The sequence below is a fragment of the Campylobacter novaezeelandiae genome (assembly GCF_018968685.1).
GTDB lineage: Bacteria > Campylobacterota > Campylobacteria > Campylobacterales > Campylobacteraceae > Campylobacter_D > Campylobacter_D novaezeelandiae.
Map to the genome: position 1 here is coordinate 264,708 of NZ_CP076657.1, position 24,684 is coordinate 289,391.

The window sequence follows — 24,684 nt, forward strand, 5'->3', positions numbered from 1 at the left end:
TTTAAGAACAGGCATTTTTACCATTTGTTGTAGGTTGGATTTTAGAATTGTTAACTCCACCTTCTTGATTGATTTTTTCTATAAACTGCCAGATTTTTTCAGCTGCTATCATATAGCGTTTTGCACTTAGACTTTCAGGGTGATAGAAACTTATAGGTTTTCCCTCATCTCCTCCTTCTCTAACTATCATTTCTATAGGAATTTGAGCTAAGACCTCGCTATTATAAATTTTTGCTATATTTTCTGCTGTGCCTTTACCAAAAATATCATATTCTTTTCCATTATCAGGGCATAAAAATCCACTCATATTTTCAATAATCCCTGCTATAGGAATGTAAAGTTTATTAAACATATCTAATGCCCTTTTGCTATCATCAAGCGAGACAATTTGAGGAGTGCTTACACAAACTCCAGCAGTTATTGGAATGCTTTGTGCTGAGGTAATTTGAGCATCCCCTGTTCCAGGAGGCATATCAAGAAGAAGCACATCAAGTTCTGGCCAAATAACATCAGATAGAAGTTGTTCTACAGCTTTCATAATCATAGCTCCACGCCACATAAGCCCTTGTCCTTCTTCAATTAAAACACCCATGCTCATCATATAAATTCCATGTGTTAAGATAGGTTTTAATTTTTGCCCAATAACTTCTGGTTGAGTTCCAGTTTCTCCAAGCATTCTTGGAATGTTAGGTCCATAAATATCTGCGTCTAAAAGTCCTACTTTTTTACCCATTTTTGCCATAGAGATAGCTAAATTAACAGCAGTAGTACTTTTGCCTACTCCTCCTTTACCGCTAGAAATCATAATGAAGTTTTTAATTTGAGGAGCTATGTTTTTTCCACTTCTAGAATTACTTTTTTCTTCAGGAATTTTAGGTTGTATGATATTAATTTTTAGCTCTTTTAAATTTAGTTCTTTAAGATGTGTTTCAATATTATCTTTAAGTTCTTTTGCAATTTGAGGATTTGCAGATACTATTTCAATATCGATGAAAACTATTTCATCTTCAAAACGTATATTTTTTACAAAACCAAAACTAACAATATCTCTTTCAAAACCAGGATATTTGATGTTTTTAAGTTTTTCTTCAATTTTTTTTAACATTAATTCTCCTTATATTAAAATATTATTCTACTAACAAAAAAATAAAATTTAGCTTTTTATAAGTGTTTAATATGGTAACATATATTAAATTATAATTCTCGCTTAAAAAGGGAAAGGTATGCTTGATATAAGTTTAATAATACTTGCAGCCGGAGATTCTAGTAGGTTTAATTTAGATGTAAAAAAACAATTTATTCGTTTAAAAAATGACCCTCTTTGGTTGTATGTGACTAAAAATTTAAGTTCTTTATATCATTTCAAAAAAGTTGTTGTTACTTCTGGTAATACTGCTTATATGAAAAAATTTACTTCTCATTATGAAATTGTTGAAGGTGCTAAATCAAGATCTCAATCTTTAAAAAATGCTCTTAAGAAAATTGATAGTGAATTTGTTATGGTTAGTGATGCTGCTAGAGCATTTATTTCTAAGGAATTATTTGAAAGATTGATTAATAATATTAATCATGCAGATTGTATAACTCCTATTTTAAAAGTTGTTGATACTACTTTATTTGATGAAGAAATTTTGCCAAGAGAAAAAATTAAGCTTGTTCAAACTCCTCAAATTTCACGCACCTCTTTGCTTAAAAAAGCTTTAGAAATGGATAAAGAATTTAGCGATGATAGTAGTGCTATTGCTTCAGTAGGTGGAAAAATTTGGTATGTTGAAGGAGAAGAGAGTGCAAGAAAAATCACTTTTAAAGAAGATTTAAAAAAATTAAATTTACCAAAACCAAGTAGCGAAATTTTTTGTGGTAATGGTTTTGATGTGCATGAATTTGGAGAAAATCGCCCTTTACTTTTAGGAGGAGTTAAAATTCATCCTAACAAGGGCTTAAAAGCTCATAGCGATGGTGATGTTTTAGCGCATTCTTTAACCGATGCTTTACTTGGTGCTGCAGCGCTTGGAGATATAGGTGAGCTTTTTCCTGATACAAATATGAAATTTAAAGATGCTAATTCTATGGAGCTTTTAAAGCAAGCCTATAAAAAGGTTAAAGAAGTAGGATTTGAAATTATAAACACTGATATAACTGTTATAACACAGGTTCCAAAATTGTTAGATTTTAAACAAGATATTGCAAAAAATATAGCTAAAGTTTTGGAAATAGATGAATTTAGGGTTAATGTAAAAGCTACTACGACAGAAAAGTTGGGTTTTATAGGTAGAGAAGAGGGTATTGCTGTTTTATCTTGTGTAAATTTGAAATATTTTGATTGGACAATATAATGAGAGTTTTAATTGTAGAAAATGAAATTTACTTAGCACAGAGTATAAGTATGAAATTAAGTGAAATTGGGTATTGGTGTGAAATTATTAATTCTTTTGATGAGTTAAAAGATGAAAAAACTTATGATGTTGTTCTTCTTTCTACAAATACTAGTAATTTTATTAATGCGGTTGAAAAATTTAAATCAAGTATTATAGTTCTTCTTATTTCATATATAAGTACAGATACTGTTTCTGATCCGTTAAAAATGGGAGCTAGTGATTATATTCAAAAACCTTTTATGATGGAGGAATTATTAAGAAAGATTAAACATCATCAAGATTTTAGGAAGCTTCTTGTTTTAAACAATACCTATGAGAGTTATTTTAAATCTCATTTTAAAAATCTAAAAGCCGTTGAATATAATTATAAAAAAATTAAATTTCCTCTCATACTACAAGCAAATAATCAAAATAATGCTGATTTTTTTGTTTTTAATTATATGAAAAAGTATGATCTAATCTTTTCATATATTGATCTTTCAGAACTAAGCTCATTAGAAAAAATTTTTAAGCTTATTTCTTATAATAATATTGTGTATATAAGTAATTTTCAAGTTTTAAAAAATACAGACAAAGAAAGGGTTTTAAATTTTATTAAAGATAAAATGGTGATTTTGCATACAAGTACTACACTAGAAAAACCTATGAATTTTGATTATATTGATTTAAAAAATGATGAAAAAAATATTAATAATAATGAAATTTTAACTATTGATGAATATGTAAAATATATAATACTTACTTATCAAAATATTTTTCCAGATACGGATTTATCTAAAAAATTAGGGATTTCGAGAAAGTCTTTATGGGAAAAAAGGAAAAAATATGAAATCAGTAAAAGAAAATAAAAATATAGTTATTAATGCTAACGAATTTAAAATTCTTGCACTCATTAAAGAAGGGATGCTTGGTCCTTATAAATATTTAATGAATGAAGAAGAAAGTGAGGAAATTTCTCGCACAAAAAAATTTAAGGGTCATACTTTTCTTTATCCATTAACCTTTGTTTGCAAATATGATAAAGTTAAGGAAATTTTAAAAAACATTGAATTTGGAGATAAAATTGATCTTATTTTAAATAATCAAATAGTTGGACATATAGTTTTTCATTCCCAATTTAAATATAAAAGTCATTTTACAAGCATTTTTAATTTTAATGAATGTTTTTTAGATGATAAGACCAATGTATGTATTAGCGGAGAATTTGAAATTTACAATTCTCCTATTAAAAGCATTAAGGAGAAATTTTTAAGCATTAAAAATAACCTTAATGCAAAAAAAATCACAGCGATTGTTTCAAGTTTTGATCCTTTGCATAGAGCCCATGAAAGAATTTTTAGGTGGAGTATTGATAAGGCTGATTTAGTAGTGGTTTTTTTGATAGAGTCTTATGAAGAAAATGGACTTGATTTTTCTCTTAAAGAAAAATATTTAAACCAGTTTATAAAAGATTATTTGCCACCTGAACGCATTTTTGTATTTCCTTTGCAAGATACTTATATATTTCATGCCCATTTAAATCCTGGACTTGAAGGAACTATTGCTAAGAATTTAGGTTGTACGAAATTGATTGTAGGACAAAATCATACAGGGCTTGGAATGTTTTATGATTGCAATCAACCTAAAACTATTTTAGATGAATTTGCTAAAGATTACGGTATTGAAGTGATTGTTTTGCCTGAGTTTGTTTTTTGTGATAAGTGTGCTATTATAGTAAGTACAAAATCATGTCCTCATGGTCATCATCATCATATGCATTTTAATAGTAACTCTTTAAAAGAATTATTAAGAGCAGGAATCATTCCACCAGCTATTTTTATGAGAAAGGAAATTTCAAGCATGATTTTAAGTAAACTCTTTCCAAATCGTTTTAAAAATATGCAAAAAATTTATAATGATCTCTTTCCTACTAATGGAATTTTAGAATACAAAAAAGATGAAGAGTTTTATCAAAAACTTTTAGAAGTCCATCAAATGTCTTACATGGTGTAAACATGCAAAAGCTATATTTAACTTTTTTTTACTCTGGTTGTGTCAAAAAAGCTTCTGGAACTTCTGGAACTTTAGCTGCTTTAATTCCTGCGTTTTTTATTTTAAAATATTTAGGAATGCAAACTTTGTTTTTGCTTTCTATACTTATTTTTATTGCTTCAATTCGCATAATTGATGATTATGAAAAACAAAGCGGAATTCATGATGATAAACATATAGTTATTGATGAGGTTGCTGGAGTATTTTTAGCTTTGGCAATTTTTGGAAATACGGTTTTTGCTTTTTTGCTTTCTTTTGTGTTATTTAGGGTGTTTGATATCTTAAAGCCTTCTATTATAGGAGTAGTTGATAAAAAATTTAAAGGAGGCTTAGGAGTAATGCTAGATGATATGTTAGCAGGATTGTTTGCAGGATTATTAAGTGCTGTTATTTATGGAATTTTAAATCATTTTAATTTATTACAATGGGATATTGGTTTAAAAAACTTATTTTAAATTAATTTTAACTTAAATTAATATATTTTTAAATTTATTCTTATATAATTTAAGTTTTAATTTCAAAAAAGGAAGAAAAGCTTATGGCAAACCATAAATCAGCTGAAAAAAGAGCAAGACAAACAATTAAAAAGACAGAAAGAAATAGATTTTACCGCACAAGACTTAAAAACATTACCAAAGCTGTTAGAGTAGCTGTTGAAAATAATGACAAAAATGCTGCAAATGAAGCTTTAAAAGTAGCCAATAAAAGCATACATGCTATGGTTAGTCGTGGTTTTTTAAAAAAACAAACCGCTTCACGTCGCGTAAGTCGTTTGGCACTTTTGGTGAATAAAATTGCATAGATTTTAATGTTAGCTGAGAAATTAGAACCTTTTTTAAAACGCTATGAAGAGCTTAATTCTCTTCTGAGTGATACTGATGTTTTAAAAGATATTAGCAAAATGACACTGCTCTCTAAAGAGCAAAAGAATTTAGAACCTATTGTTGCTAAAATAAAAGAATATTTTAAAATTTTGCAAAATATTGAAGAGAATAAAAAATTATTAAGTGATATAGATTTAGGTGAACTTGCTAAAGAGGAGCTTAAAAATCTAGAAGACTTAAGGCCAAAATTCGAAGAAGAGATAAAAATTCTGCTTTTACCAAAAGATCCCAATGATGAGAGAAATATTTTTCTAGAAATTCGTGCTGGAACAGGCGGAGATGAGGCTTCTTTATTTGTAGGAGATCTTGTTAAAGCTTATGCAAGATATGCTGAAACTCGTGATTATAAACTTGAAATTGTAAGTTCAAGCGAAGGCAGCGTTGGAGGATTTAAAGAAATTATAATGCTTGTTAAAGGCAATGGTGCTTATTCTAGATTAAAATATGAAGGCGGAACCCATCGCGTTCAAAGAGTTCCTCAAACTGAATCACAAGGTAGAGTCCATACTTCAGCAATAACCGTTGCTGTTATGCCCGAAGTTGATGATATAGAAATTGAAATTAATCCTAATGATTTAAAAATTGATGTAATGCGTTCAAGTGGTCATGGTGGGCAAAGTGTTAATACTACTGATAGTGCTGTGCGTATAACTCATATTCCAAGTGGAATAGTTGTAGTAAACCAAGATGGTAAGAGTCAGCATAAAAATAAAGAAAGTGCAATGAAAGTTTTAAAAGCAAGACTTTATGAAATGCAAGAAAATGAACGTTTAGCCAAGGAAAGTGAAGCAAGAAAGTCTCAAGTGGGAAGTGGAGATAGAAGTGAGCGTATTAGAACTTATAATTTCCCGCAAAATAGAATTAGTGATCATCGTATCAACTTAACGCTTTATCGTTTAGATGCAATTATGCAAGATGGACTTTTTGATGAAATAATAGAGCCATTAATTGCTCATTATCAGTCTTTATCTTTGCAAGAACAAAATCTTTAATTTTTATGAGGATTTTAAATTTTTTTTATGAAAATCCTCATAAATTTGAGTTAGCCTATGAAAGAAAAGTAAAAATTACTTCTGCATACACACTTCTTAAGGGACCAAAATATTGCGGTAAAAAAACTTTAATTTTTAATTATCTTTCTCAGTTTAAAAGTGATGAAATTTTATTTTTAGATTTAAAAGATTTAAGATTTGAGGAGAAAAGTTTAAATAATTTACCTTCTTTTTTGCAAAAAAATACAAAAATTAAAATTCTTTGCTTATATAATTTAGAAAATCATATATCTTTAAAAAATATAAATATACCTATTATTTTAAGTACAAATAAAAAAGATTTAAAAATAGAAGGCTTTCAGGAATTGGAGCTTGATTATTTTGATTTTGAAGAATTTCTTAGTATGAGTAAAAATATAACTTCTAATCATTCTTTGGGACTTTTTTTAAATTATGGAAGATCTAATTTAAACAATCAAATGTTAAGGGATAATTTTACGGCATTAGAGCTTGAAATTTTAAAATATCTTGCTTGTAATCTTGGAAATCAAATTAGCATTACTAAACTTTTTCAAAATTTAAAAAATAAAATTAAAACTTCAAAAGATAGTGTATATAAAAGTATTAAAAAGCTAGAAAATGAGTATGTTATTTATAAGGTGGAACATGATAGTAAAGCTTTAAAAAAAATTTATTTTCAAGATTTTGCTTTTAAAAATTCTTTTTGTATAGAAAAAGATTTTAAAAAACTTTTTGAAAATCTTATTTTAAATGAATTATTTAAATTTAAAGAAGATATTTATTTTAATAAATTTTTTACTTTTTATTTAAAAAAATCTAAAATAGCCTTTATAGCAAGTCCTACTTTGGATATAGATTTATTAAAACTTAAGGCCAAGAAAATATTGCCAAAGGCACTAGAACTTGACATATTTCATATATTTTTTATTACTCTTTCTAATGAGGAAAATTTTTTTGAGCAAGGAGTTAAATTTGAGATTTTACCTTTTGATAAATGGGCTTTGAGTTTTTAAAGTGTCATATTTTTCAAGCTCATATTTTTCTATGATTTTTTTAATAATCCCTATATAAGCATTTTTATTTTCTGAGTAAGAGTGTAAATTTTCAATAGCTTTGATTCCTGTAATGTTTTTGCCTTGAATGAAACAACTTTGTCTTAACGATCTAAAATCTTCATAGGCAAAATGGCGATTTAAATTAAGAATATAAGAATCAACACTTTCTTGCAAAGAATCAAAAATTCTTATTTTATGTTTTTTTCCTTCTTGTCTTTCATTGGGAACCAAACCTTTTTCTCCCCAGGTCCATTCTCCAAATAAATTATTTGCTTCTCTTGCAAAACGGCTAGTTGCAGTTGCACTTTCAACTAAGGCTTGTGCTATTCCCATGGATTTTGGAATGAGATTAATTTTCTTTTCGTATTCATCTAAATTAAATAAATTATTTATACGATATTTATTTTTAAGTTCAATAAGTTTTTTTAAACCATTTATATCAAGGTTTCTAAAACCTGTTTTAGCCCCTTCATTGATAAAATTCTGAGCAAATTCTCTTTCTTTTAATATATTCTCAAATGAATTATCAAACATTTCATTCATTTTATTGAAAAATATTTCTCTTTGTTCTTCAGGACTTAATTTATAATAGTTTTTTTCAAAACTATCAAATCCATAAAGAAAAATAAAACTAAAGCAAATAATAATTAGCTTCAAAGCAACATCTCACTTTACCTTGAAAAAATATTTCATCATCTTTAAAACTAAAAATTAATTCTTCATTGCTTTTTGGTATTATTTTTACTTCATTATATACTAAAGATTTTAGAAAAGCTAAATAAAAACAAGCTCCCATTCCTGTTCCACAAGCTAAGGTTTCGTTTTCAACTCCTCGTTCAAAGGTTCGCACTTTTATAGTTGATTTATCAATGATTTGAGCATAATTTACATTAGCATTATATTTATCTCTTAAAAATTTAGCTTTTTGAATATCAAATTGATTAATATCATCACAAAAATGCACTAAATGTGGCACACCACTATCACACTCTTGCCAAAGTTTATTTTCAAAAATAAAGGGTTCTTTTATGTATTTTATTTTTCCTAAATTAATACTAACAAGATCATTTTTAATTTGTGCTTTTATAATGCCAGCGCCTGTTAAAAAGTTAATATTTTCTTTTTGATGATTAAAATGATGTGCAAAATGTGCCGCTGCTCTAGCTCCATTACCACACATATCAGCTTTACTGCCATCATTGTTATAAAATTCCCATTCAAAGTCAAGTTTATCATGCTTTAATATGGCTATCATTCCATCTGCACCTATGCCTTCATAACGGTTGCAAAGAGTTTTAGCAAGCATGCTTTTATCTCCTTTTTGATTGGCATTAAATATAATAAAATCATTTCCACTGGCGTAATATTTATAAAATTTCATTTGTTTCCTTAGAAAGTTTTTCAATAAATTTTATACTTTTTTTTTGAAAAATCTCATAAGAGCTTTCATTGGTGATTACAAAATCGGCCAAAGAGACTTTTTTTTCTATGTCCATTAAAGCATTAATTCTTTTTAAAGCTTCTTCTTTGTTTAAATTATCTCTTTGCATGAGTCTTTTTAAACTTAATTCTTTGGAGGTATAAATTAAAATTACTTTACCTAAATTTTTATAAGCCCCGCTTTCAAAAAAAAGCGGAATTTCTATAAAAAAGGGTTTATTTTCTTGTTCTAGAATTTGCATTTGTTCTAAAATTTTAATTCTTATTTTAGGATGAGTAAAATCTTCTAAGATTTTTTTTGCTTGTGGATTTGAAAAGATTATTTTGCCAAGATTTTTTCTATCTATTTTATGATCGTTAATCAAATTTAATTTATCTGTATTAAATGGACTAAAAATTTCTATAAGTTCTTTAGAAAAACTGTCTAAAATTTGATGAGCAATTTTGTCTGCGCTAATGCTTTTAAATCCCATAGAATTAGCAATTTTGATAAAGGAACTTTTTCCACAGGCTATAGAAGCAGTTACAAAAAAAGCATTTTTCATCTTATGCCTTATTAAAATTTATTTCGTTAAAATATCTTTTTCATTCTTAAAGGAAAATAAATGAAAATTTCATATGAAGATGCAGGTGTAAGCGTAGATAAAGGAAATGCTTTTGTAAAGGCAATTAAGCCTTTGGTGAAAGAGACTTTTAATGATAATGTTGTAGGGGATATTGGATCTTTTGCCGGGGCTTTTAGAATGCCAAATGGTTTTAATAAGCCTATTATACTAGGAGCTACAGATGGAGTTGGAACAAAACTACGTCTTGCTATAGAGAGTAAAAGATATGATTTTATAGGTCAAGATTTAGTTGCTATGTGTGTAAATGATCTAATTTGCAATTTTGCCACCCCTTTATTTTTTTTGGATTATTATGCTAGTGCTAAACTTGAAATTGAAGTTGCAAAGGCTGTTATAGCAAGTATTGTTAAAGGATGTAAAGAAGCAAATTGTGCTTTAATAGGCGGAGAGACAGCTGAAATGCCTGGAATGTATGCAAAAAATGATTTTGATTTAGCTGGTTTTGCTGTAGGCATAGCTGAAGAGGATGAGTTAGATAGAATGAAATTTGTTAAAAATGGGGATATTTTATTGGCTTTGCCAAGTTCTGGGCTTCATTCTAATGGGTATTCTTTGGCTAGAAAAGTATTATTTGAAGAATTAAGAATGAATTTTGATGATAAAATAGATGGTAAAAAATTAATTGATATATTATTAGAACCTACGCGTATTTATGTAAAAGATTTTTTAAAATTAAAACCTTTTATCAATGCTTTAGCTCATATAACAGGTGGTGGAATTATAGAAAATTTACCACGAGTTCTGCCAAGAGGTATGGGTGCAGTGATTAGAAAACATTATTTAAAAACCCCTGAAATTTTTTATACCATAGCAGAAGCAGTTGAGGAAGATGAAATGTATAGAAGTTTTAATATGGGAGTAGGTTTAATAATGATTATAGATCCTAAAAATGTAAGCAAAGTATTAGAAAATTCAGATGCTTTTATTATAGGGGAAGTGGTGATTAATGAAGGAGTTATTTTAGAATAAGAAGTATTATTTTAAAACATTAGATAAAATATTGGCTGGGTTTTTAAGGTTTGTAGAAGATTTTTAAAATCATTGTTTGATAGATTAATGAAAATTTTTATTACTATTACTAAAAAATAAGTGAAATTTGCAATGAAGATAAAAATTAATTTTTTTAAAATCACTAATGAAGTGGTTTATTAATACTAAAAAGTTTTAATTTTTATTTTTTATATTTTTTAAATTTTGCAAAAGTCTTGCCTCATCGCCAAAACCCTTACTTTCATAAAATTTTATATCTTTACTAAGGTATTTTTGTTTAACCCAGCCTCCAAAATCATGAGGATAAAGATAGTTCTTTTTATCCTCATGATTGTTATTTAAAAAATTTGGAATTTCTAAAGCTTTGTTATTTTTTGCATAGGTTAAAGCTTGATTGATAGCTTTATAACTTGAATTTGATTTTATGGCGCTTGCTAAATATACTACACATTGCGATAAAATGATTCTAGCTTCTGGATAGCCTATATTTTTAACTGCTTGTAAAGTTGAAACTGCTAAATTTAAGGCATTAGGATCAGCATTACCTATGTCCTCACTTGCAAAAATTACAAGACGTCTTGCTATAAAATCTGCATTTTCTCCACTTTGTATCAATCTAGCTAGATAATAAAGACTAGCATCTACATCACTTCCCCTTAAGCTTTTAATTAAGGCGCTAATTAAAATAAAATGTGTATCTTTTGAATTTGCTCCTTCATTGGAAATGTTATTTTTAAGTTTTTTAAGGTTTGTTAAACTAATATGCTTTTCATTTAAAACAAGTGCAAATTCAAGCCAATTTAACATCGATCTTGTATCTGAACTTTGGAGCAATAGTTTTTTTGCGTCCTCATCTATACTAAATTCTAATTCTTTTTGTATTTTTGAAAATAATATATCAAGATCTTTGGCTTTTAAACTTTGAAATTCAAAAAGCATAGAACGACTTCTAATACCTTCACTTAATACAAAATAAGGATTCTCTGTACTTGCTCCTATTATAATACAACGATAATTTTCCATAGGAATTAAAAGTATTTCTTGTTGAATTTTATTAAGACGATGAATTTCGTCTATAAAAATAAATGGTTTATAAAGGCTATTTTTATAATTTTCCAATATTTTTCTAAGTTCTTCAAGTTTAAAATTGCCGCCATCAAATTCATAAAAATCAAGTCCAAATTCTTTGGCTACTATTCTTGCAAAACTTGTTTTTCCACAACCTGCTGGACCAAAAAAAATGCTATGAGGAAGTTTTTGCATAGTAATAAATCTTTTAAAGATTTCTACAAGCTCATATTGTCCTAAAACTTCGTCTAAATTTTTAGGACGAAATTTTAAACTTAAATTATTCAATCTAAAGAAATTCCTAAATTTAAATCATTTCCATTAATTTTCATATGAAAATCATTTTCTGTATTATTTAAACTAAAATCCATAACATACTTCCCATTTTTTTGTACAAAATATTCATCAAATCCGCCTATAAAAATAGTGCTAGGAAATAGTTTTGAAATTTTTTCATCACTAGTAATTGTTGCTTTAATTTGATAATCTGTATTATAAGTTTGTATATTTGCATTCATTTTGATTTCTTTTTTATCTTTAAAAAAACTAAATTCTTGCATATTTAAACTAGGATTAAATTTTAAAAATTCTTTTAAATAAACTTCAAGATTTGGTTTTTCTCCTTGATTAAGTTCTTTATTTAAATTTTCTAAAATCTTTTTTGATATTTGATTTAAAGACAGATTTAATTTAAGATTTTTAATCTCTTCTTTAGAGTCTGGTGTAATTTCATTGGAAATATTGTCAATATTTAAAGACATATTAAAATTTAAGGTATTATTATCATTTAAATTAGTATCCATTCTAGAAATAATATTTGTAAAATTAATTTTATCTATATCAAGATTAGAGATTTTAATTTCTTGTTCGCTTTCATAAAAAGTATTTAAGAATTCATTGATATGAAGAGCGGTATTTATATGATTATTGAAACTTATATTGTCTATTTTAATATGTTCATAAAATGAATCTACAATAATTTGGTCTATATTAAGACTAGCGTTTTTGATTTTGATTTGTTTATCAAATAAGATATTTGCTTTAAGACCTTTAAAAATAAAATTTTCTTTTTTATGATTTAAATTTATATCATTAAAATAAATATTAAAATTTGCATCATTAAATGTTATTTTTGTATTAAATTTACCAAGAATTTCATCTGAATCAAAAAAAGGATTACTAAAATTACCTTCTATATTTTTAGAAGTGAAAAAATTATTATACATATTTAATTCAACTTTGCTTTTTAAATTTTTATTTAAATTTGTAAATACAATATCATATGTTGCATGAGATTTAAAGAAGCCTTGATTAAAATTAACATTTTCAATTTTATAAAATTCTGTATTTTGGGTAATAAGATTAAAAATTTTTTGATTTAACTTGCTTATATAAAAAATATGCGCAAAGTAAGCTATTATAAGTATCGCTAAAATGCTAATAATTTTTTTCATATTTCATCCTGGTTATTTTTTTATTAATTTTTTTGCTTTTTCCCAAAGTCTTATACCTAGTTTTTTTGCTTTTTTAGAATTTAAATCATTGTATTTCTCATTGCTTATTTTTTCAAGTTCAAAAATTTCTTGTTTAAATTCATAAATTTTCTTTTGAGCAAGCTTATTAAAATCATTAATTTTTGGATTATTTCTAAGTTCATGAAGATTAAAAATAAGCTGTTCTCTGCTTTCTGAAGCAAAGCGTTTAAGCTTTGCAAATATATTATCTAATTCATTTTCTAGTAAACTTTCAACAATTTTTTTAGAAGGGTTATTTTGTTTTTTACTTTCAACTTTTAAAAGATCAATAAAATCATCTTCTATTCGTATCAATTCTTTGCTTTTTATATAAATATCTTCTTTAAAATTTGTATAAGCAAGAGAATTTTTAAATTTCTCTATACCTAAAGCAATGCCTTCTTGGGTTCCTTTAATGCTTCCTAGACATAAATCTTTAGCATAAGCTATAGATTCATTAGCTATTTCAAAAGTAGTGTTTAGTATTATGCTTGATATTTTAAGCATTCTTTCTTTTTCAAAATTCGTTTCACAAATAGCATTATATACAAGATTTTTAGCAATCTCGCTACTTGTTAGTTCTATATCTTCACCTTTTTCAAGTGTGGTTAAAAATGCACTTTCTGCAGTTTCTTTTAAAATTCCTAACATTTCAATATCAAATAAAATTGCATCATTTATATTGCCAAGCAAATCATCTTTATAAGGTGATTGAAGTAAGGTTTTTTCGAATTCTAAAAAATTATTACTAATTTGATTTTTTAGCATATTTTTTTGATTTTCGACCTTTCTTTTGAAAATGGCTAACTTATCAATGTAATTATAAAGAATTTTTTCTTCCTCATAAATACTTGCTTTAATAAGAGTTCTTATAAGCAAAGTTACATTTTCATCGTTTAATAAGTTAATTTTTTTAAGAGAATTTAAAAATTCAACTAGAAGTTGGTTAAGAATTTCTTGAGAATTATTTTTATTTCTATCTATTTGCTCTTTTGCTAGATTAAAAACTAATTTTTCAATTAAATTTTCAATATTTTCTTTAGGGGAGTTTAAAAGTGAATTTTCAAAAATAATTATAGTATTTTTCATATTTAATATTCTTTCTATAAAACAAATTGGGCTTTATTTTTTAATTTTTCAAAAATATTTAAACGGTCTATTTTGCTATCTACATAAACAGAAAGCAAATAACTTTGATATTTTCCATTTTTGCTTGAGTTTGTATGTTTAAATTTAAAATCTCTTTGTTTTAGAATATCTATAAAAATTTCTTCTGCTTTTATTTCTGTACGAAAAATAACTTTATAATCCCAATAGGTAGGATAATTTATAATGGGTTCTTGGTTAAGATCTATTATATTCTCCACTTTTACCTCCTTGTTTATGTTCTAAGATAATATTATTAATACACATGGTTTTATCAATAGCTTTAACCATATCATAAATAGTAAGCAAACCAATGCTTACGGCTGTAAGTGCTTCCATTTCAACACCTGTTTTTCCTTCGCACTTTATGCTTACTGATAACTTGAAAGAATATTCTTTTTCATTTTCTACTATATCTGTTTGAATTTTGCTAAGCATTAATGGATGGCACATAGGTATAAGCTCGCTTGTTTTTTTAGCTCCCATAATTGCTGCTATAACTGCGGTTTGCAAAACAGGTCCTTTTTTGACTGCATTTTGTTTTATGGCATTAAAAGCTTCTTTACTCATGGAAATAATTCCACTTGCTATAGCAATTCTTTGAGTAATATCTTTTGCACTTATATCAACCATTTGGGGTTGATTATTTTTATCTAAATGTGTAATTTTCATAAATATGCCTTAATAAAAATATTAAATTATAACAAAGTGATTAAAAATTTAAGCTAAAATAGCCTATATAATTTATAAGGAGAGAAAAAATGGCTTATGATGAAGAAGAATATTTAGATTATGATGAATTTGAAGAAAGTCAAGATTATGAAGAGCATCAAAAAAATTATAATTATGATGAGGATGATTATGAATACAGCGATGAGGATAAAGATGATTTTTATGAAATGGACTAATAATATCCAACACACATGCTCTCAGTAATCTTAATACGCTTTTCAAAAGGGGCTGGGCTAAAAAAATGACATTTTTCTATATAGATAAATTGATGGTAGTCTAGCCCTAAAAAATCATAAAATGCTTTTAAATTAACAAATTTGATTCCATAAATTTCTTTAATTTCTAAAAGTTTATAAATAGAAGAATTATTTTTTTTAACTAGATGTGAAGGGGCTAAAGTTGTAAAAGAACAAAAAGAGCTTGCAAGAACAAAACCGCTTAAGTCGCTACATTGTTTTACAATATGTCTATATTTTTTTAAAATACAATTTTTATGTAAAAAAATTGTTCTTGTCCCTTGATATTTGGCTATATTAATATTTTTCCAAAATTTATAAGCATTTTTTGAAATATTTGCAATTTTATGAAATTCGGCATTTAAAATATAATCATCTAAGAATTCATTTGGAGGCAAGATGATAGTTTTCATCAATGCTTCAATTTTTATTTAAATTTTCTTTTGCTTTAGGGGGTAATTTTGCTAGAAAATTATGCATATTAAAAGAAATTCCTTGAGAATTAGCCTCCTCAAGAAGTGATATAGCAGTTTTAACATTAAAAGGGGAACTACCATTATATGGGGTAAAAAGATGGTCGATAACTGATAAAGCATAGGATGATTTTTTAACTTTTTCAGAAGCAGAATGCGGAGTGTGAATATAACAGATAGTTTCAACTAAGCTTTCATCGAAATTCCAGCGATGAAGTAAGAAGCCCAAAAATGATATATGATCAACCCCTAAATATTTATTTTCAGCTTCTTTTATGTCGCTTAATCCTGTTTTTTTAAGATATTCTAAAAATTCTTTATCTTTATTATTTTGTATTAAAAAATTAGCAAATATAATCATTCCAAGTCTCAATAATAGAGCACATGGAGCAAGAAGATAAGAGAGTTGTCTGTCTTCTTCATTAAGCCAATTTGCAATAAAAAGTATTTCTTCTCTACAAGAATTTAAAAATACTGAAGTATCTAAACCATAAGGAGAAAGGTCAACTTTAAAATTATCTTTAATAGAATCAGCAGCAATAAGATTTTTAATATTTCCAATGCCTAATAAAGTAATAACTTGATTAATAGTTGTGATTTCTCTTGAAAAACCATAATAAGGAGAATTAGCAAGTTTTAAAAGCTTAGCTGTTATTAAAGGATCACTAGAGATTATTTCGGCTACTTTGTTTGTTTCTATGTTAGATCCTGATTTTTCTATATAATTATTAAGCTTTACAATTGTATCTGGTAAAGGAGGAAGAATTTCTACGCTTTTAAGTAAAATCTCATTTATATCTTCATTGCTTGATTGCATTTTTATTCCTTTTCTATGGTTTATAGTTGTAAGTTTTTATTATATCTAAATTTTAATTTACTATTTAGCTATAAATAAATTTATTTTTTAATGAAGATATCTTGCAGTAAAGTTAGAGTCAAATATAAAATTGACTCTAAAAGATTATTTTAAATGTTCTTTGACGTTTTGAACTATTTTTGAAAAAGCATCAGCATCATTCATAGCCAAATTAGCTAGAATTTTTCTATCAAGCTCTATATTTGCCTTTTTTAAGCCGTTAATAAATCTAGAGTAGCTGATATTGTTCAACCTACAAGCAGCGTTAATACGTATAATCCATAAACGACGGAAATCTCTTTTTTTGCGACGTCTATCACGATAAGCATAAACTAGACTTCTTTCTAGTTGTTCTTTTGCTTTTCTAAAATGCTTACGACGACCGCTATAAAAGCCTCTCGCTAGTTTTAAAATTTTTTTATGTCTGCGGCGTCTTACTACACCTGTTTTTACTCTTGCCATATTTATTCCTTTTTACAAATTGGCGTCCAAAATGGATCTTTCCCTTATCTTAGGGGAGTTTAAATGACTTTTGTCAAAAACTTAAATTCCTAACATTTTTTCAACAGCTTTTATATTTGTACTATGAACATATTTTGCTGTTCTAAGATCACGCATTCTTTTTGCAGGTTTTTTTGTCAAAATATGACTTCTAAAAGCAGAGCCTCTTTTGATCTTATTTTTACCTACTTTAAAGCGTTTAACAGCGCTTTTAACGCTTTTCATTTTTGGCATATTTTTCCTTTAAATTTTAAGAATAATGTATGAAATACTAGTGAAAATTTGCTTTTTTTATGCTGAATTTAAAGCTATTAAATTTGGCACAACTTTTGCTTATAAATTTTAGCAATATTTTTGAAAAGAGATTTTTATGTTAGTAGGTTTAGCTAATCCATATCAAAATTTGGCTTTAACTCATTATGAAAAAAGTACATTGTTAAATTTAAATAATAAACAAGAGATTATTGATGTAAATAATGAGTTAAATTCATTTCTTGATTATAAGTTTACTCAGACAACTTATCCAAGTGAATTTGGCTTTAGAATAAATGAGCAGGGTTTTTTTAGCGAAGATTTAAATAGAATTTCTCGTATTCCAGAAACATATCAAATTCATATTAAAAGTGCAAGAAGCATAGCTAAAGAGATGGTTAGACAAGATGAAAATTTAAATTATAATCAAATAGACTTACCTTATATACTCAATAGCTATTATAGCTCCTTAAAGGCTGTAAATCAAAATTTTGGAGAAAATGACAATAATAGCTTAAGTCGTGATAAAATTTCTAAACTTATGCAAGGATTTTCAACTGATAATGGGAATTTGCTAGGGCAAGTTAATCGTATATATGAAAATCAAGAAGTATTAAATTTAACCTTAGATAAAAATAAAAATTTAAATACCTTAATGCTTGATAATAAAATTATTAATTTTCATTTTGATAAAGCGATAAATAATACTTCATCGAATGACATTATTAAACCGTATTTAAGCAAGAATTCAGAAGTTTCAAAATCCGGTCTTTTGGTTAATTTTATTTATCAAGATATAAAAAGTAAAAATGAAGAAGAAATAAATTTTTTTATGAAACCTATAAGTCTTGATCTTAACTCTCATAAAAATTTATATAAAATTTTAGAAGGAAAAGAATCAATTGAAGATTATATTAAAGAAAATAATGAGAAAAAAATGAGTTTTGATCTTTATCTTTATGTAAATGGTGTTGATAAAAATACAATCTCTAAAGAAAAGCTTTCTGTATTTTTTCAACAATATATCAACTATCAAAAAGATATGGATTTAAGGGAATTTGCAAATTCTAGTTCTATTTTTAAAATTTATACAGATTCTTTAGTTAAAGAATTTGATACCTTAAAACAAGAGTATCAAAATCAAAATAATAATAAAAATTTATCTCAGATCAATCAAGAAAAAACTCAAAGTTTTAATTATTTTTTAAAGCATAGAGAAAGACAAGCAAATTTAAATAAAATTTTATATTCTTATATTAATGTAATGTCTTAAATATCTCTATAATTTAAACTAAATTTTATAAAATTGTGTTATTATCAGTTTAAAAGATTAACAGGATAAAAAATATCCTAATTATTTATGAGGAAAAAAATGAAAGTATATTTAGATAATAATGCAACTACTATGCTTGATCCTAATGCTTATGAATTAATGTTGCCGTTTTTTAAGGATATGTATGGCAACCCAAATAGTCTTCATCAATGGGGCTCACAGACTCATCCAGCCTTAAGAGAAGCTATGGATAAGCTTTATGCTGGGCTTGGTGCCAGTGATTTAGATGATATAGTTATCACTTCTTGTGCAACAGAAAGTATTAATTGGGTTTTAAAAAGTGTTTATTTTGATTATATTTTGCATAAAGATCGTAATGAAGTAATTATTTCAAGCGTTGAACATCCAGCTGTTATAGGTGCTGCTATGTTTTTAAAATCTTTAGGAGTAAAAGTAATAGAACTTCCTGTAAATGATGAGGGTGTTTCTACTCTTGAGGACTTAAAAAGTGTTATTAGTGATAAAACCGCATTAGTAAGTGTTATGTGGGCAAATAATGAAACAGGTATGATTTTTCCTATTAAAGAAATGGCCGAGCTTTCTCATCAATATGGAGCTTTATTCCATACAGATGCTACGCAAGCTGTGGGAAAGATTAAAGTAAATTTAAGAGATGTAAATGTTGATTTTGCTTCTTTTTCGGCTCATAAGTTTCATGGTCCTAAAGGAGTTGGCGGACTTTTTATTAAAAAAGGTTTAAAATTAACTCCTTTGTTACACGGAGGAGAGCATATGGGAGGACGTAGAAGCGGAACATTAAATGTAGCTTTTATCGTTGCCATGGCAGAAGCTTTGCGTATTGCAAATACAATGTTGGATTTTGAAAATTCTCATATTAGACGCTTAAGGGATAAATTAGAAGATAGAATTTTATCTATTAAGGATACTTCAGTTATTGGAAGAAGAGAATATAGAGTGCCTAATACAATTTTAGCAAGTATAAAAGGGGTTGAAGGAGAAGCAATGCTTTGGGATCTTAATAAAAACGGTATTGCAGCTAGCACAGGATCAGCTTGTGCCAGTGAGGCGCTTGAAAGTAATCCTATAATGGAAGCTATTGGAGCAGAAAATGATTTAGCTCATACAGCCTTAAGACTTTCTTTATCACGTTTTAATACAGAAGAAGAGATTGATTATGTTGCAAGACAAATTGAAAATGCAACACAAAGATTAAGAGCTATCTCTTCTACATACGCTTACAATCCAAATAATTATAAATAGAAGGAAAATATTATGGGAAAAAATAGTTTAATTGGTGGATCAATTTGGGAGGAGTATTCTCAAAAAGTTCAAGATAGAATGAATAATCCAAAACATATGGGTGAATTTAATGAAGAAGATGCCAAAGCTCGTAATGCAAAATTAATCGTTGCAGATTTTGGAGCAGAAAGTTGTGGCGATGCTGTAAGACTTTATTGGCTTGTTGATGAGAAAACAGATACTATTATAGATGCTAAATTTAAAAGTTTTGGTTGTGGGACGGCTATTGCAAGTAGTGATACTATGGTTGAACTTTGTATAGGAAAAAAAGTTGATGAAGCTGTTAAAATTACTAATTTAGATGTTGAATTTGCAATGCGTGATAATCCAGAAACCCCAGCTGTTCCACCGCAAAAAATGCATTGTTCTGTAATGGCTTATGATGTCATTAAACAAGCAGCAGCTCAGTATAAAGGAGTAAATCCAGAAGATTTTGAAGATCAAATTATAGTTTGTGAATGTGCTAGGGTGAGCCTTGGAACAATTAAAGAAGTGATTAAACTTAATGATTTGCATTCTGTTGAAGAAATTACTCAGTTTACAAAAGCAGGAGCATTTTGCAAATCTTGCGTAAAACCAGGTGGACATGAGAGTAGAGAGTATTATTTAGTTGATATTTTGGCACAAACTAGGGCTGAAATGGAAAAAGAAAAACTTCAAGGAAATTTAAAAAATGATATTTCTTTTAATGATATGACTGTTGTAAAACAATTAAAAGCAGTAGAGACTGTTTTAGATAGTGAAATTCGTCCAATGCTACATGGCGATGGTGGAGATTTAGAAGTAATTGATATACAAAAATCAGAAAATGCAACGATCGATGTATATATACGTTATCTTGGTGCTTGTAGTGGATGTTCTAGTGGCAGTGGATCGACACTTTATGCTATAGAAAATATTTTACAAGAAGAATTAAGTCCAAATATACGCGTATTGCCTGTTTGATTTATTTGATTAAAGCTTATATTATAAGCTTTAATTTTTATAAAACTTAAATTTTAAGTTTTAGGTTATGATGTTTTTAACCCCAGTGTTGTAGTACCAGAATACACTGCAGATATAGGTATAAAAAAAGGTGAAAAGGTTGATTATGCAATTTTTAAAGACTCAAAACCTTTTATTCTTATCGAAGCTAAAAATCATACTGAAAATTTAAATAATCACAATAATCAGCTTATAAGATATTTTAATGCTAGTCCAAGTATAAAATTCGCTATTCTTACTAATGGAATTGAGTATAGATTTTTCACTGATATGGATTAGGTTAATTTTAATGATAAAACTCCTTTTTTGGTAATAAATCTTGAAAAATTAAAGCCTAGAGATATTAAAGATTTAAAACGTTTTATTTGCACAGATTTAAATTTGGATGAAATTTTAAGTATTGCTATGGAAAAAAAGCATTACAGAGGTATACAAGAAATATTTAAAAATGAAATAGAAAATCCAAGTGATGAGTTTACAAGCTTTTTTGCTAAACAAATGACAGAAAAAAGAATGACTAGTGCTGTTTTAGATGAATTTAGAAATTATATAAAAAAATCTTTTAAAGAAATCATTAATGATTTAGCTTATGAGAAAATTACAAGTATTAAAAATAATTTACAAAGTATTAATGATGATAAAAATGAAGAACAAATTGATGAAAATAAAGATATAGTTACTACTGAAGAAGAATTGCAGGGTTTTTATATAGTAAAGTCGATACTTGCACAAGCTAATGTGAGTCTTGATGATATAAGCTATAAAGATACTTTAAGTTATTTTGGAATTTTATATCAAGGTAAGGTTACAAAATGGATATGTAGATTGTATTTTAATACATCTAAAAAATCAATAACTTTTCCAGATGGAATAAATGTTGGCATAGAAAAATTAGAAGATTTATATAATTTAAAAGACGAAATTATTAAAGCTTATGAAAGTAGAAAATAAATGAAAAATCTAAGTTTTAATTTCTTGCTTAAAACTTAGATACATTTTAGAGTATTGTAAATTTCTGGATTAGAGAAACTTGGAGGAAAAGGAACAGTCGCTGAAAACTCTTTATAAGTATTGCTTGGCAATTTATCAATAATTTCTATAATATGTGATACGGAATCGCTTTTCATTTTTGCTTTTTTCAGATTTTCTTCATAAAAAATGTCTTTATTTGCTTTTTTTCTATCGACCATATTAAGATAAAGATAGCATTTTTTGATGTCAAATTTGGTTAAATTTTTAACCTTTCCTTTGATGATTAAATTTTCATTTCTTAAATCTCTTGTATAGTTTAATTTTTCAATACTTGCTTTGACAGTAAATTGATTAATTGTAAGAAAAGTTGAGTAAATTAAAAGAGAGCTAAAAATTGTATTAATAGTGTAAAATAATAAAGCACTTTCTTTTTGTTTAACCTTTAAAAAAATAATAATACAAATAAGTATAAAACATAAAAATAAAATGATAAAAGCCAATAAATGAAAAATAGTAAAATGCATTAAAAACACTTTGAATCTAATTTTATAGTATGATTTTCATCATTAAAATTTTCAAAAGTTATTCTTTGAGTCTGAGTTGTATTTTTTTTGAGATTTTTGATTTCTATACTCTTTTTTCTATAAGGTATAAGTTGGTTTTTATAATAAAATACTAGATTGCTTTTATCAGAAATTTTATAAATCTTAGCAGTAATTTTGCAAATTTTAAAATTAGTTTTAGCAGCATTGCTAATATCAAAATCAACAACTAAAGAATTAGAACTTTGAATTTTTAATTCTTGAATGATATGTGTTTTGCGGTTTCTTACCTCTAAATCTACAAATTTATAACTATATATGTAAAGGAAAAAACAAACAATAATATCAAAAGCAATAATGACTAAGGCAGTAATAGGCCTATGTCTTAAAAAAAAGCATAAAAGCAATATGCAAATAAAAAGAAAAAATATAAATACAATCAGCATATAATCAACCAAATAAAAATGGTTGATATAAAATAATAAATTTTCTCTTAAGTTTTGCATTTTGCTTTCAATATTTAATTATTAATAGAACTTTGCTTTTTACCATCTTTTGTATCAACCCAAATATTTGGAACCGCGCCTCCAGGAGTCAAGAAAATTTTAGCATCTTTATTGATTTTTAAAGCCTCATTAAATTCTTTTTGAGTTTCTATTTGTTTAAGTGTTAATAAAGGATTATTTAAGCTATTGGCAATTTCTTTGTTTGAATATGCTTGTGCATCTGCTTCAATTTTAACAGCCATTGCTTTACCTTTAGCACTGATAATAGTTGCATTGGCTTCACCCTCGGCTAAAGCTGCTTTTTTCAAAGCTTCCTGATTAGCTCTTTCTACCTCGTATTTTGTTCTTTCAGCTTCTTGTTTAGCAATTTGAACGCGTTCGATTTGTTCTTTCACTTTAGAAGGAAGTATGATTTCTCTTAGTTGAACTGCACGAAGTTCTACGGGTTCGTTAGGTTGTGCTTCTATAGTCTTTCTAATACCTTCTTCGATTTGAGTAGCTATAGCATTACGATTAGTTGGAAGTTCTTCTGCTGTGTATTTACCTACTACGCTTCTTACCACATCACGTACTACAGGATCGATAATTTTATTTTCCCAGTTTAAGCTCCAAGTAGCAATAGTTTGAGGAACTTGTAAAGGATTTAAGCGATATTGAACAGTTACATCTATAGAAACTGGAAGTCCTCTTGAGTCTAAAACAGAAATACTGTTTTTGTTAATGACGCCAGATCCCAAATTTAAATTTTCATTAGTTCCTTCTATGGAGGCATAGTTGATTTGCCTTACTCTAGTATCGATAATGGTAATTTTTTGTATAAAAGGTAAGAAAAAGTGAAGTCCTGGTTCTAAAGGATTAGGATTATATTTACCAGTTGTTGATTTAATCCCCATTTCACCGGAATTTACTATAGCAAAAGGTTTTGCAATGATAATTAGTAATATAATTGCAAGAATGATATAAATTATAGGTGAAAATTTTCCAAAACCTTTAAAATTAAAATCTGGAGTTTTAAAATTTAAGTTTTGTTTATTGTTCTGATTTTTTTTATTGAAATAATCATTTAAATCAGCCGGCATTTTTTTCCTTTCGTAATGTTCTTAAAAATAACTTATCAATCATTAATTTTTATTTTTTTAATGATTTTATAATTTTATCAAAAATATACTAATGAAATTAAAAATTGTAAAATAATTATAATTTTGAGTATTTCAAATTTTTAAGGAGTTTATATGCCTTTAGTTACTATAAAACTTGCAAAACCTGCACTAAGTAAAGAGCAAAAATCTAATTTAATTTCTGATATAACAGAGCTTTTAAGCACTAAATATAACAAGAACAAAGAAAGAGTTGTTGTTGTTTTAGAAGATATTGAAAATTATGATATTGCTTTTGGCGGAAAAAGCGTAGAACAAATTAAAAAGGAAAAAAATGAGTGAATTAAAAATAGGAAATTATGCACCTGCTTTTGAGTTATTAAATCAAGATGGTATTAAAATTTCTTTAAAAGACTTTATTGGAAAAAAGGTAATTTTATATTTTTATCCAAAGGATAATACTCCAGGTTGCACGATAGAAGCTTGTGATTTTAGTGAGGATTATGAAAAATTTAGTGAAAAAAATGCAGTGATTATCGGTATAAGTCCAGATAGTGTTAAGTCTCATACGAATTTTATACAAAAATACAACTTAAAGCATATTTTATTAAGTGATAGTGAAAAGGAAATTTCAAGAATATATGGAGCATGGGGAATTAAAAAAAATTATGGCAAAGAATATGAGGGAATTATACGATCAACTTTTGTTATAGATGAAAAAGGTAAAATTATTAAAATTTATAAAAATGTTAAAGCCAAAAATCATGCACAAAAAGTTCTTGAAGAGCTTTAATA

The 24,684-nt window shown here is 26.8% G+C and carries 30 protein-coding genes and 1 pseudogene; 15 read left to right on the top strand and 16 right to left on the bottom strand.

What is annotated here, in order from left to right; all coding sequences use genetic code 11:
• Position 1: 1 nt before the first annotated feature.
• On the bottom strand, positions 2 to 1,105 hold the full coding sequence (locus tag CNZW441b_RS01475) for an Mrp/NBP35 family ATP-binding protein (protein WP_216681460.1): 1,104 nt from the start codon (positions 1,103 to 1,105) through the stop codon (positions 2 to 4).
• 118 nt (positions 1,106 to 1,223) lie between these two features.
• On the opposite strand from CNZW441b_RS01475, the gene CNZW441b_RS01480 reads away from it, so the two are divergent.
• The 7 genes from CNZW441b_RS01480 to CNZW441b_RS01510 all read left to right on the top strand — a co-directional run bounded on the left by CNZW441b_RS01480 (position 1,224) and on the right by CNZW441b_RS01510 (position 7,319).
• A complete protein-coding gene (locus CNZW441b_RS01480) occupies positions 1,224 to 2,336 on the top strand; it encodes a bifunctional 2-C-methyl-D-erythritol 4-phosphate cytidylyltransferase/2-C-methyl-D-erythritol 2,4-cyclodiphosphate synthase (RefSeq protein WP_131163001.1) in 1,113 nt (370 codons plus the stop codon).
• A complete protein-coding gene (locus tag CNZW441b_RS01485) occupies positions 2,336 to 3,226 on the top strand; it encodes a DNA-binding transcriptional response regulator (RefSeq protein ID WP_131163002.1) in 891 nt (296 codons plus the stop codon). The genes CNZW441b_RS01480 and CNZW441b_RS01485 overlap by 1 nt, the downstream gene beginning before the upstream one ends.
• Positions 3,204 to 4,370, top strand: coding sequence for a sulfate adenylyltransferase (locus CNZW441b_RS01490; RefSeq protein WP_131163003.1), 1,167 nt, complete (start codon positions 3,204 to 3,206; stop codon positions 4,368 to 4,370). Before CNZW441b_RS01485 ends, CNZW441b_RS01490 begins: the two co-directional genes overlap by 23 nt.
• A gap of 2 nt (positions 4,371 to 4,372) precedes the next feature.
• Entirely contained in the window at positions 4,373 to 4,864 is a 492-nt protein-coding gene (locus tag CNZW441b_RS01495; RefSeq protein WP_131163004.1) for a phosphatidylglycerophosphatase A family protein, read from the top strand.
• Positions 4,865 to 4,947: 83 nt separating this feature from the next.
• Entirely contained in the window at positions 4,948 to 5,211 is a 264-nt protein-coding gene (rpsT, locus tag CNZW441b_RS01500) for a 30S ribosomal protein S20 (RefSeq protein WP_131163005.1), read from the top strand.
• Between the two features lie 6 nt (positions 5,212 to 5,217).
• Positions 5,218 to 6,285: a peptide chain release factor 1 gene (gene prfA / locus CNZW441b_RS01505; RefSeq protein ID WP_131163006.1), complete on the top strand. Its 1,068-nt coding sequence runs from the start codon at positions 5,218 to 5,220 to the stop codon at positions 6,283 to 6,285.
• Positions 6,286 to 6,290: 5 nt separating this feature from the next.
• A complete protein-coding gene (locus tag CNZW441b_RS01510) occupies positions 6,291 to 7,319 on the top strand; it encodes an ATP-binding protein (RefSeq protein ID WP_131163007.1) in 1,029 nt (342 codons plus the stop codon).
• Here the strand turns inward: CNZW441b_RS01510 and CNZW441b_RS01515 are convergent.
• Genes CNZW441b_RS01515 through coaE form a run of 3 tightly spaced genes read right to left on the bottom strand, consistent with a single transcriptional unit; the run spans position 7,287 to position 9,346 of the window.
• Positions 7,287 to 8,018 (bottom strand): glucosaminidase domain-containing protein, encoded by a 732-nt coding sequence (locus tag CNZW441b_RS01515; RefSeq protein ID WP_341747182.1) that lies wholly within the window; start codon positions 8,016 to 8,018, stop codon positions 7,287 to 7,289. The two genes, CNZW441b_RS01510 and CNZW441b_RS01515, sit on opposite strands and share 33 nt — an antisense overlap.
• A complete protein-coding gene (gene dapF, locus CNZW441b_RS01520) occupies positions 7,993 to 8,742 on the bottom strand; it encodes a diaminopimelate epimerase (RefSeq protein WP_131163008.1) in 750 nt (249 codons plus the stop codon). The genes CNZW441b_RS01515 and dapF overlap by 26 nt, the downstream gene beginning before the upstream one ends.
• Complete coding sequence (gene coaE / locus CNZW441b_RS01525; protein ID WP_131163009.1) at positions 8,729 to 9,346, bottom strand: dephospho-CoA kinase; 618 nt, start codon at positions 9,344 to 9,346, stop codon at positions 8,729 to 8,731. Before coaE ends, dapF begins: the two co-directional genes overlap by 14 nt.
• A gap of 60 nt (positions 9,347 to 9,406) precedes the next feature.
• On the opposite strand from coaE, the gene purM reads away from it, so the two are divergent.
• A complete protein-coding gene (gene purM / locus CNZW441b_RS01530; protein ID WP_131163010.1) occupies positions 9,407 to 10,396 on the top strand; it encodes a phosphoribosylformylglycinamidine cyclo-ligase in 990 nt (329 codons plus the stop codon).
• Between the two features lie 195 nt (positions 10,397 to 10,591).
• Here purM and CNZW441b_RS01535 read toward each other — a convergent pair whose 3' ends face one another.
• Genes CNZW441b_RS01535 through moaC form a run of 5 tightly spaced genes read right to left on the bottom strand, consistent with a single transcriptional unit; the run spans position 10,592 to position 14,817 of the window.
• Positions 10,592 to 11,773, bottom strand: a complete 1,182-nt coding sequence (locus CNZW441b_RS01535; RefSeq protein WP_216681461.1) for a replication-associated recombination protein A — start codon at positions 11,771 to 11,773, stop codon at positions 10,592 to 10,594.
• A complete protein-coding gene (locus CNZW441b_RS01540; RefSeq protein WP_131165921.1) occupies positions 11,770 to 12,939 on the bottom strand; it encodes a DUF945 family protein in 1,170 nt (389 codons plus the stop codon). The genes CNZW441b_RS01535 and CNZW441b_RS01540 overlap by 4 nt, the downstream gene beginning before the upstream one ends.
• Before the next feature lie 12 nt (positions 12,940 to 12,951).
• Complete coding sequence (locus tag CNZW441b_RS01545) at positions 12,952 to 14,088, bottom strand: hypothetical protein (protein WP_131163013.1); 1,137 nt, start codon at positions 14,086 to 14,088, stop codon at positions 12,952 to 12,954.
• 14 nt (positions 14,089 to 14,102) lie between these two features.
• Positions 14,103 to 14,366 (bottom strand): HP0495 family protein, encoded by a 264-nt coding sequence (locus tag CNZW441b_RS01550; RefSeq protein ID WP_131163014.1) that lies wholly within the window; start codon positions 14,364 to 14,366, stop codon positions 14,103 to 14,105.
• Positions 14,344 to 14,817: a cyclic pyranopterin monophosphate synthase MoaC gene (moaC, locus tag CNZW441b_RS01555; protein WP_131163015.1), complete on the bottom strand. Its 474-nt coding sequence runs from the start codon at positions 14,815 to 14,817 to the stop codon at positions 14,344 to 14,346. Before moaC ends, CNZW441b_RS01550 begins: the two co-directional genes overlap by 23 nt.
• A gap of 89 nt (positions 14,818 to 14,906) precedes the next feature.
• Here moaC and CNZW441b_RS01560 point away from each other — a divergent pair, with 89 nt between their 5' ends.
• Positions 14,907 to 15,053, top strand: a complete 147-nt coding sequence (locus tag CNZW441b_RS01560) for a highly acidic protein (protein ID WP_131163016.1) — start codon at positions 14,907 to 14,909, stop codon at positions 15,051 to 15,053.
• Here CNZW441b_RS01560 and cheQ read toward each other — a convergent pair.
• The 4 genes from cheQ to rpmI form a co-directional block, all read right to left on the bottom strand.
• The gene (cheQ, locus tag CNZW441b_RS01565) at positions 15,050 to 15,529 is read right to left on the bottom strand and encodes a cheVAW transcriptional regulator CheQ (protein WP_131163017.1); all 480 of its coding nucleotides are present in this window, start codon (positions 15,527 to 15,529) and stop codon (positions 15,050 to 15,052) included. The genes CNZW441b_RS01560 and cheQ overlap by 4 nt on opposite strands.
• Before the next feature lie 4 nt (positions 15,530 to 15,533).
• Positions 15,534 to 16,403 (bottom strand): cheVAW transcriptional regulator CheP, encoded by an 870-nt coding sequence (cheP, locus tag CNZW441b_RS01570; RefSeq protein ID WP_131163018.1) that lies wholly within the window; start codon positions 16,401 to 16,403, stop codon positions 15,534 to 15,536.
• 144 nt (positions 16,404 to 16,547) lie between these two features.
• Entirely contained in the window at positions 16,548 to 16,904 is a 357-nt protein-coding gene (gene rplT / locus CNZW441b_RS01575; RefSeq protein WP_131163019.1) for a 50S ribosomal protein L20, read from the bottom strand.
• An 81-nt stretch (positions 16,905 to 16,985) separates the two neighbouring features.
• Positions 16,986 to 17,177, bottom strand: coding sequence for a 50S ribosomal protein L35 (gene rpmI, locus CNZW441b_RS01580; protein ID WP_002862434.1), 192 nt, complete (start codon positions 17,175 to 17,177; stop codon positions 16,986 to 16,988).
• A 136-nt stretch (positions 17,178 to 17,313) separates the two neighbouring features.
• Here rpmI and CNZW441b_RS01585 point away from each other — a divergent pair, with 136 nt between their 5' ends.
• The 4 genes and pseudogenes from CNZW441b_RS01585 to CNZW441b_RS01600 all read left to right on the top strand — a co-directional run.
• Entirely contained in the window at positions 17,314 to 18,468 is a 1,155-nt protein-coding gene (locus tag CNZW441b_RS01585) for a hypothetical protein (protein ID WP_131165922.1), read from the top strand.
• 99 nt (positions 18,469 to 18,567) lie between these two features.
• Positions 18,568 to 19,749, top strand: coding sequence for a NifS family cysteine desulfurase (locus tag CNZW441b_RS01590; RefSeq protein ID WP_216681462.1), 1,182 nt, complete (start codon positions 18,568 to 18,570; stop codon positions 19,747 to 19,749).
• A 12-nt stretch (positions 19,750 to 19,761) separates the two neighbouring features.
• Positions 19,762 to 20,733, top strand: a complete 972-nt coding sequence (locus CNZW441b_RS01595) for an iron-sulfur cluster assembly scaffold protein (protein WP_216681463.1) — start codon at positions 19,762 to 19,764, stop codon at positions 20,731 to 20,733.
• 60 nt (positions 20,734 to 20,793) lie between these two features.
• A pseudogene (locus CNZW441b_RS01600) lies at positions 20,794 to 21,723 on the top strand (type I restriction endonuclease); the annotation flags it as partial.
• A 35-nt stretch (positions 21,724 to 21,758) separates the two neighbouring features.
• Here the strand turns inward: CNZW441b_RS01600 and CNZW441b_RS01605 are convergent.
• From CNZW441b_RS01605 to CNZW441b_RS01615, 3 genes are read right to left on the bottom strand one after another with little or no spacing between them, the layout of a single operon-like run.
• The gene (locus CNZW441b_RS01605) at positions 21,759 to 22,268 is read right to left on the bottom strand and encodes a DUF2393 family protein (RefSeq protein ID WP_216681464.1); all 510 of its coding nucleotides are present in this window, start codon (positions 22,266 to 22,268) and stop codon (positions 21,759 to 21,761) included.
• Positions 22,268 to 22,792, bottom strand: a complete 525-nt coding sequence (locus CNZW441b_RS01610; RefSeq protein ID WP_216681465.1) for a DUF2393 family protein — start codon at positions 22,790 to 22,792, stop codon at positions 22,268 to 22,270. The genes CNZW441b_RS01605 and CNZW441b_RS01610 overlap by 1 nt, the downstream gene beginning before the upstream one ends.
• 14 nt (positions 22,793 to 22,806) lie before the next feature.
• Entirely contained in the window at positions 22,807 to 23,871 is a 1,065-nt protein-coding gene (locus CNZW441b_RS01615) for a prohibitin family protein (RefSeq protein ID WP_216681466.1), read from the bottom strand.
• Positions 23,872 to 24,024: 153 nt separating this feature from the next.
• Here CNZW441b_RS01615 and CNZW441b_RS01620 point away from each other — a divergent pair, with 153 nt between their 5' ends.
• Together CNZW441b_RS01620 and bcp are read left to right on the top strand one after the other, a co-directional pair.
• On the top strand, positions 24,025 to 24,231 hold the full coding sequence (locus tag CNZW441b_RS01620; protein WP_131165928.1) for a tautomerase family protein: 207 nt from the start codon (positions 24,025 to 24,027) through the stop codon (positions 24,229 to 24,231).
• Complete coding sequence (bcp, locus tag CNZW441b_RS01625) at positions 24,224 to 24,682, top strand: thioredoxin-dependent thiol peroxidase (protein WP_131165929.1); 459 nt, start codon at positions 24,224 to 24,226, stop codon at positions 24,680 to 24,682. The genes CNZW441b_RS01620 and bcp overlap by 8 nt, the downstream gene beginning before the upstream one ends.
• Positions 24,683 to 24,684 lie beyond the last annotated feature (2 nt).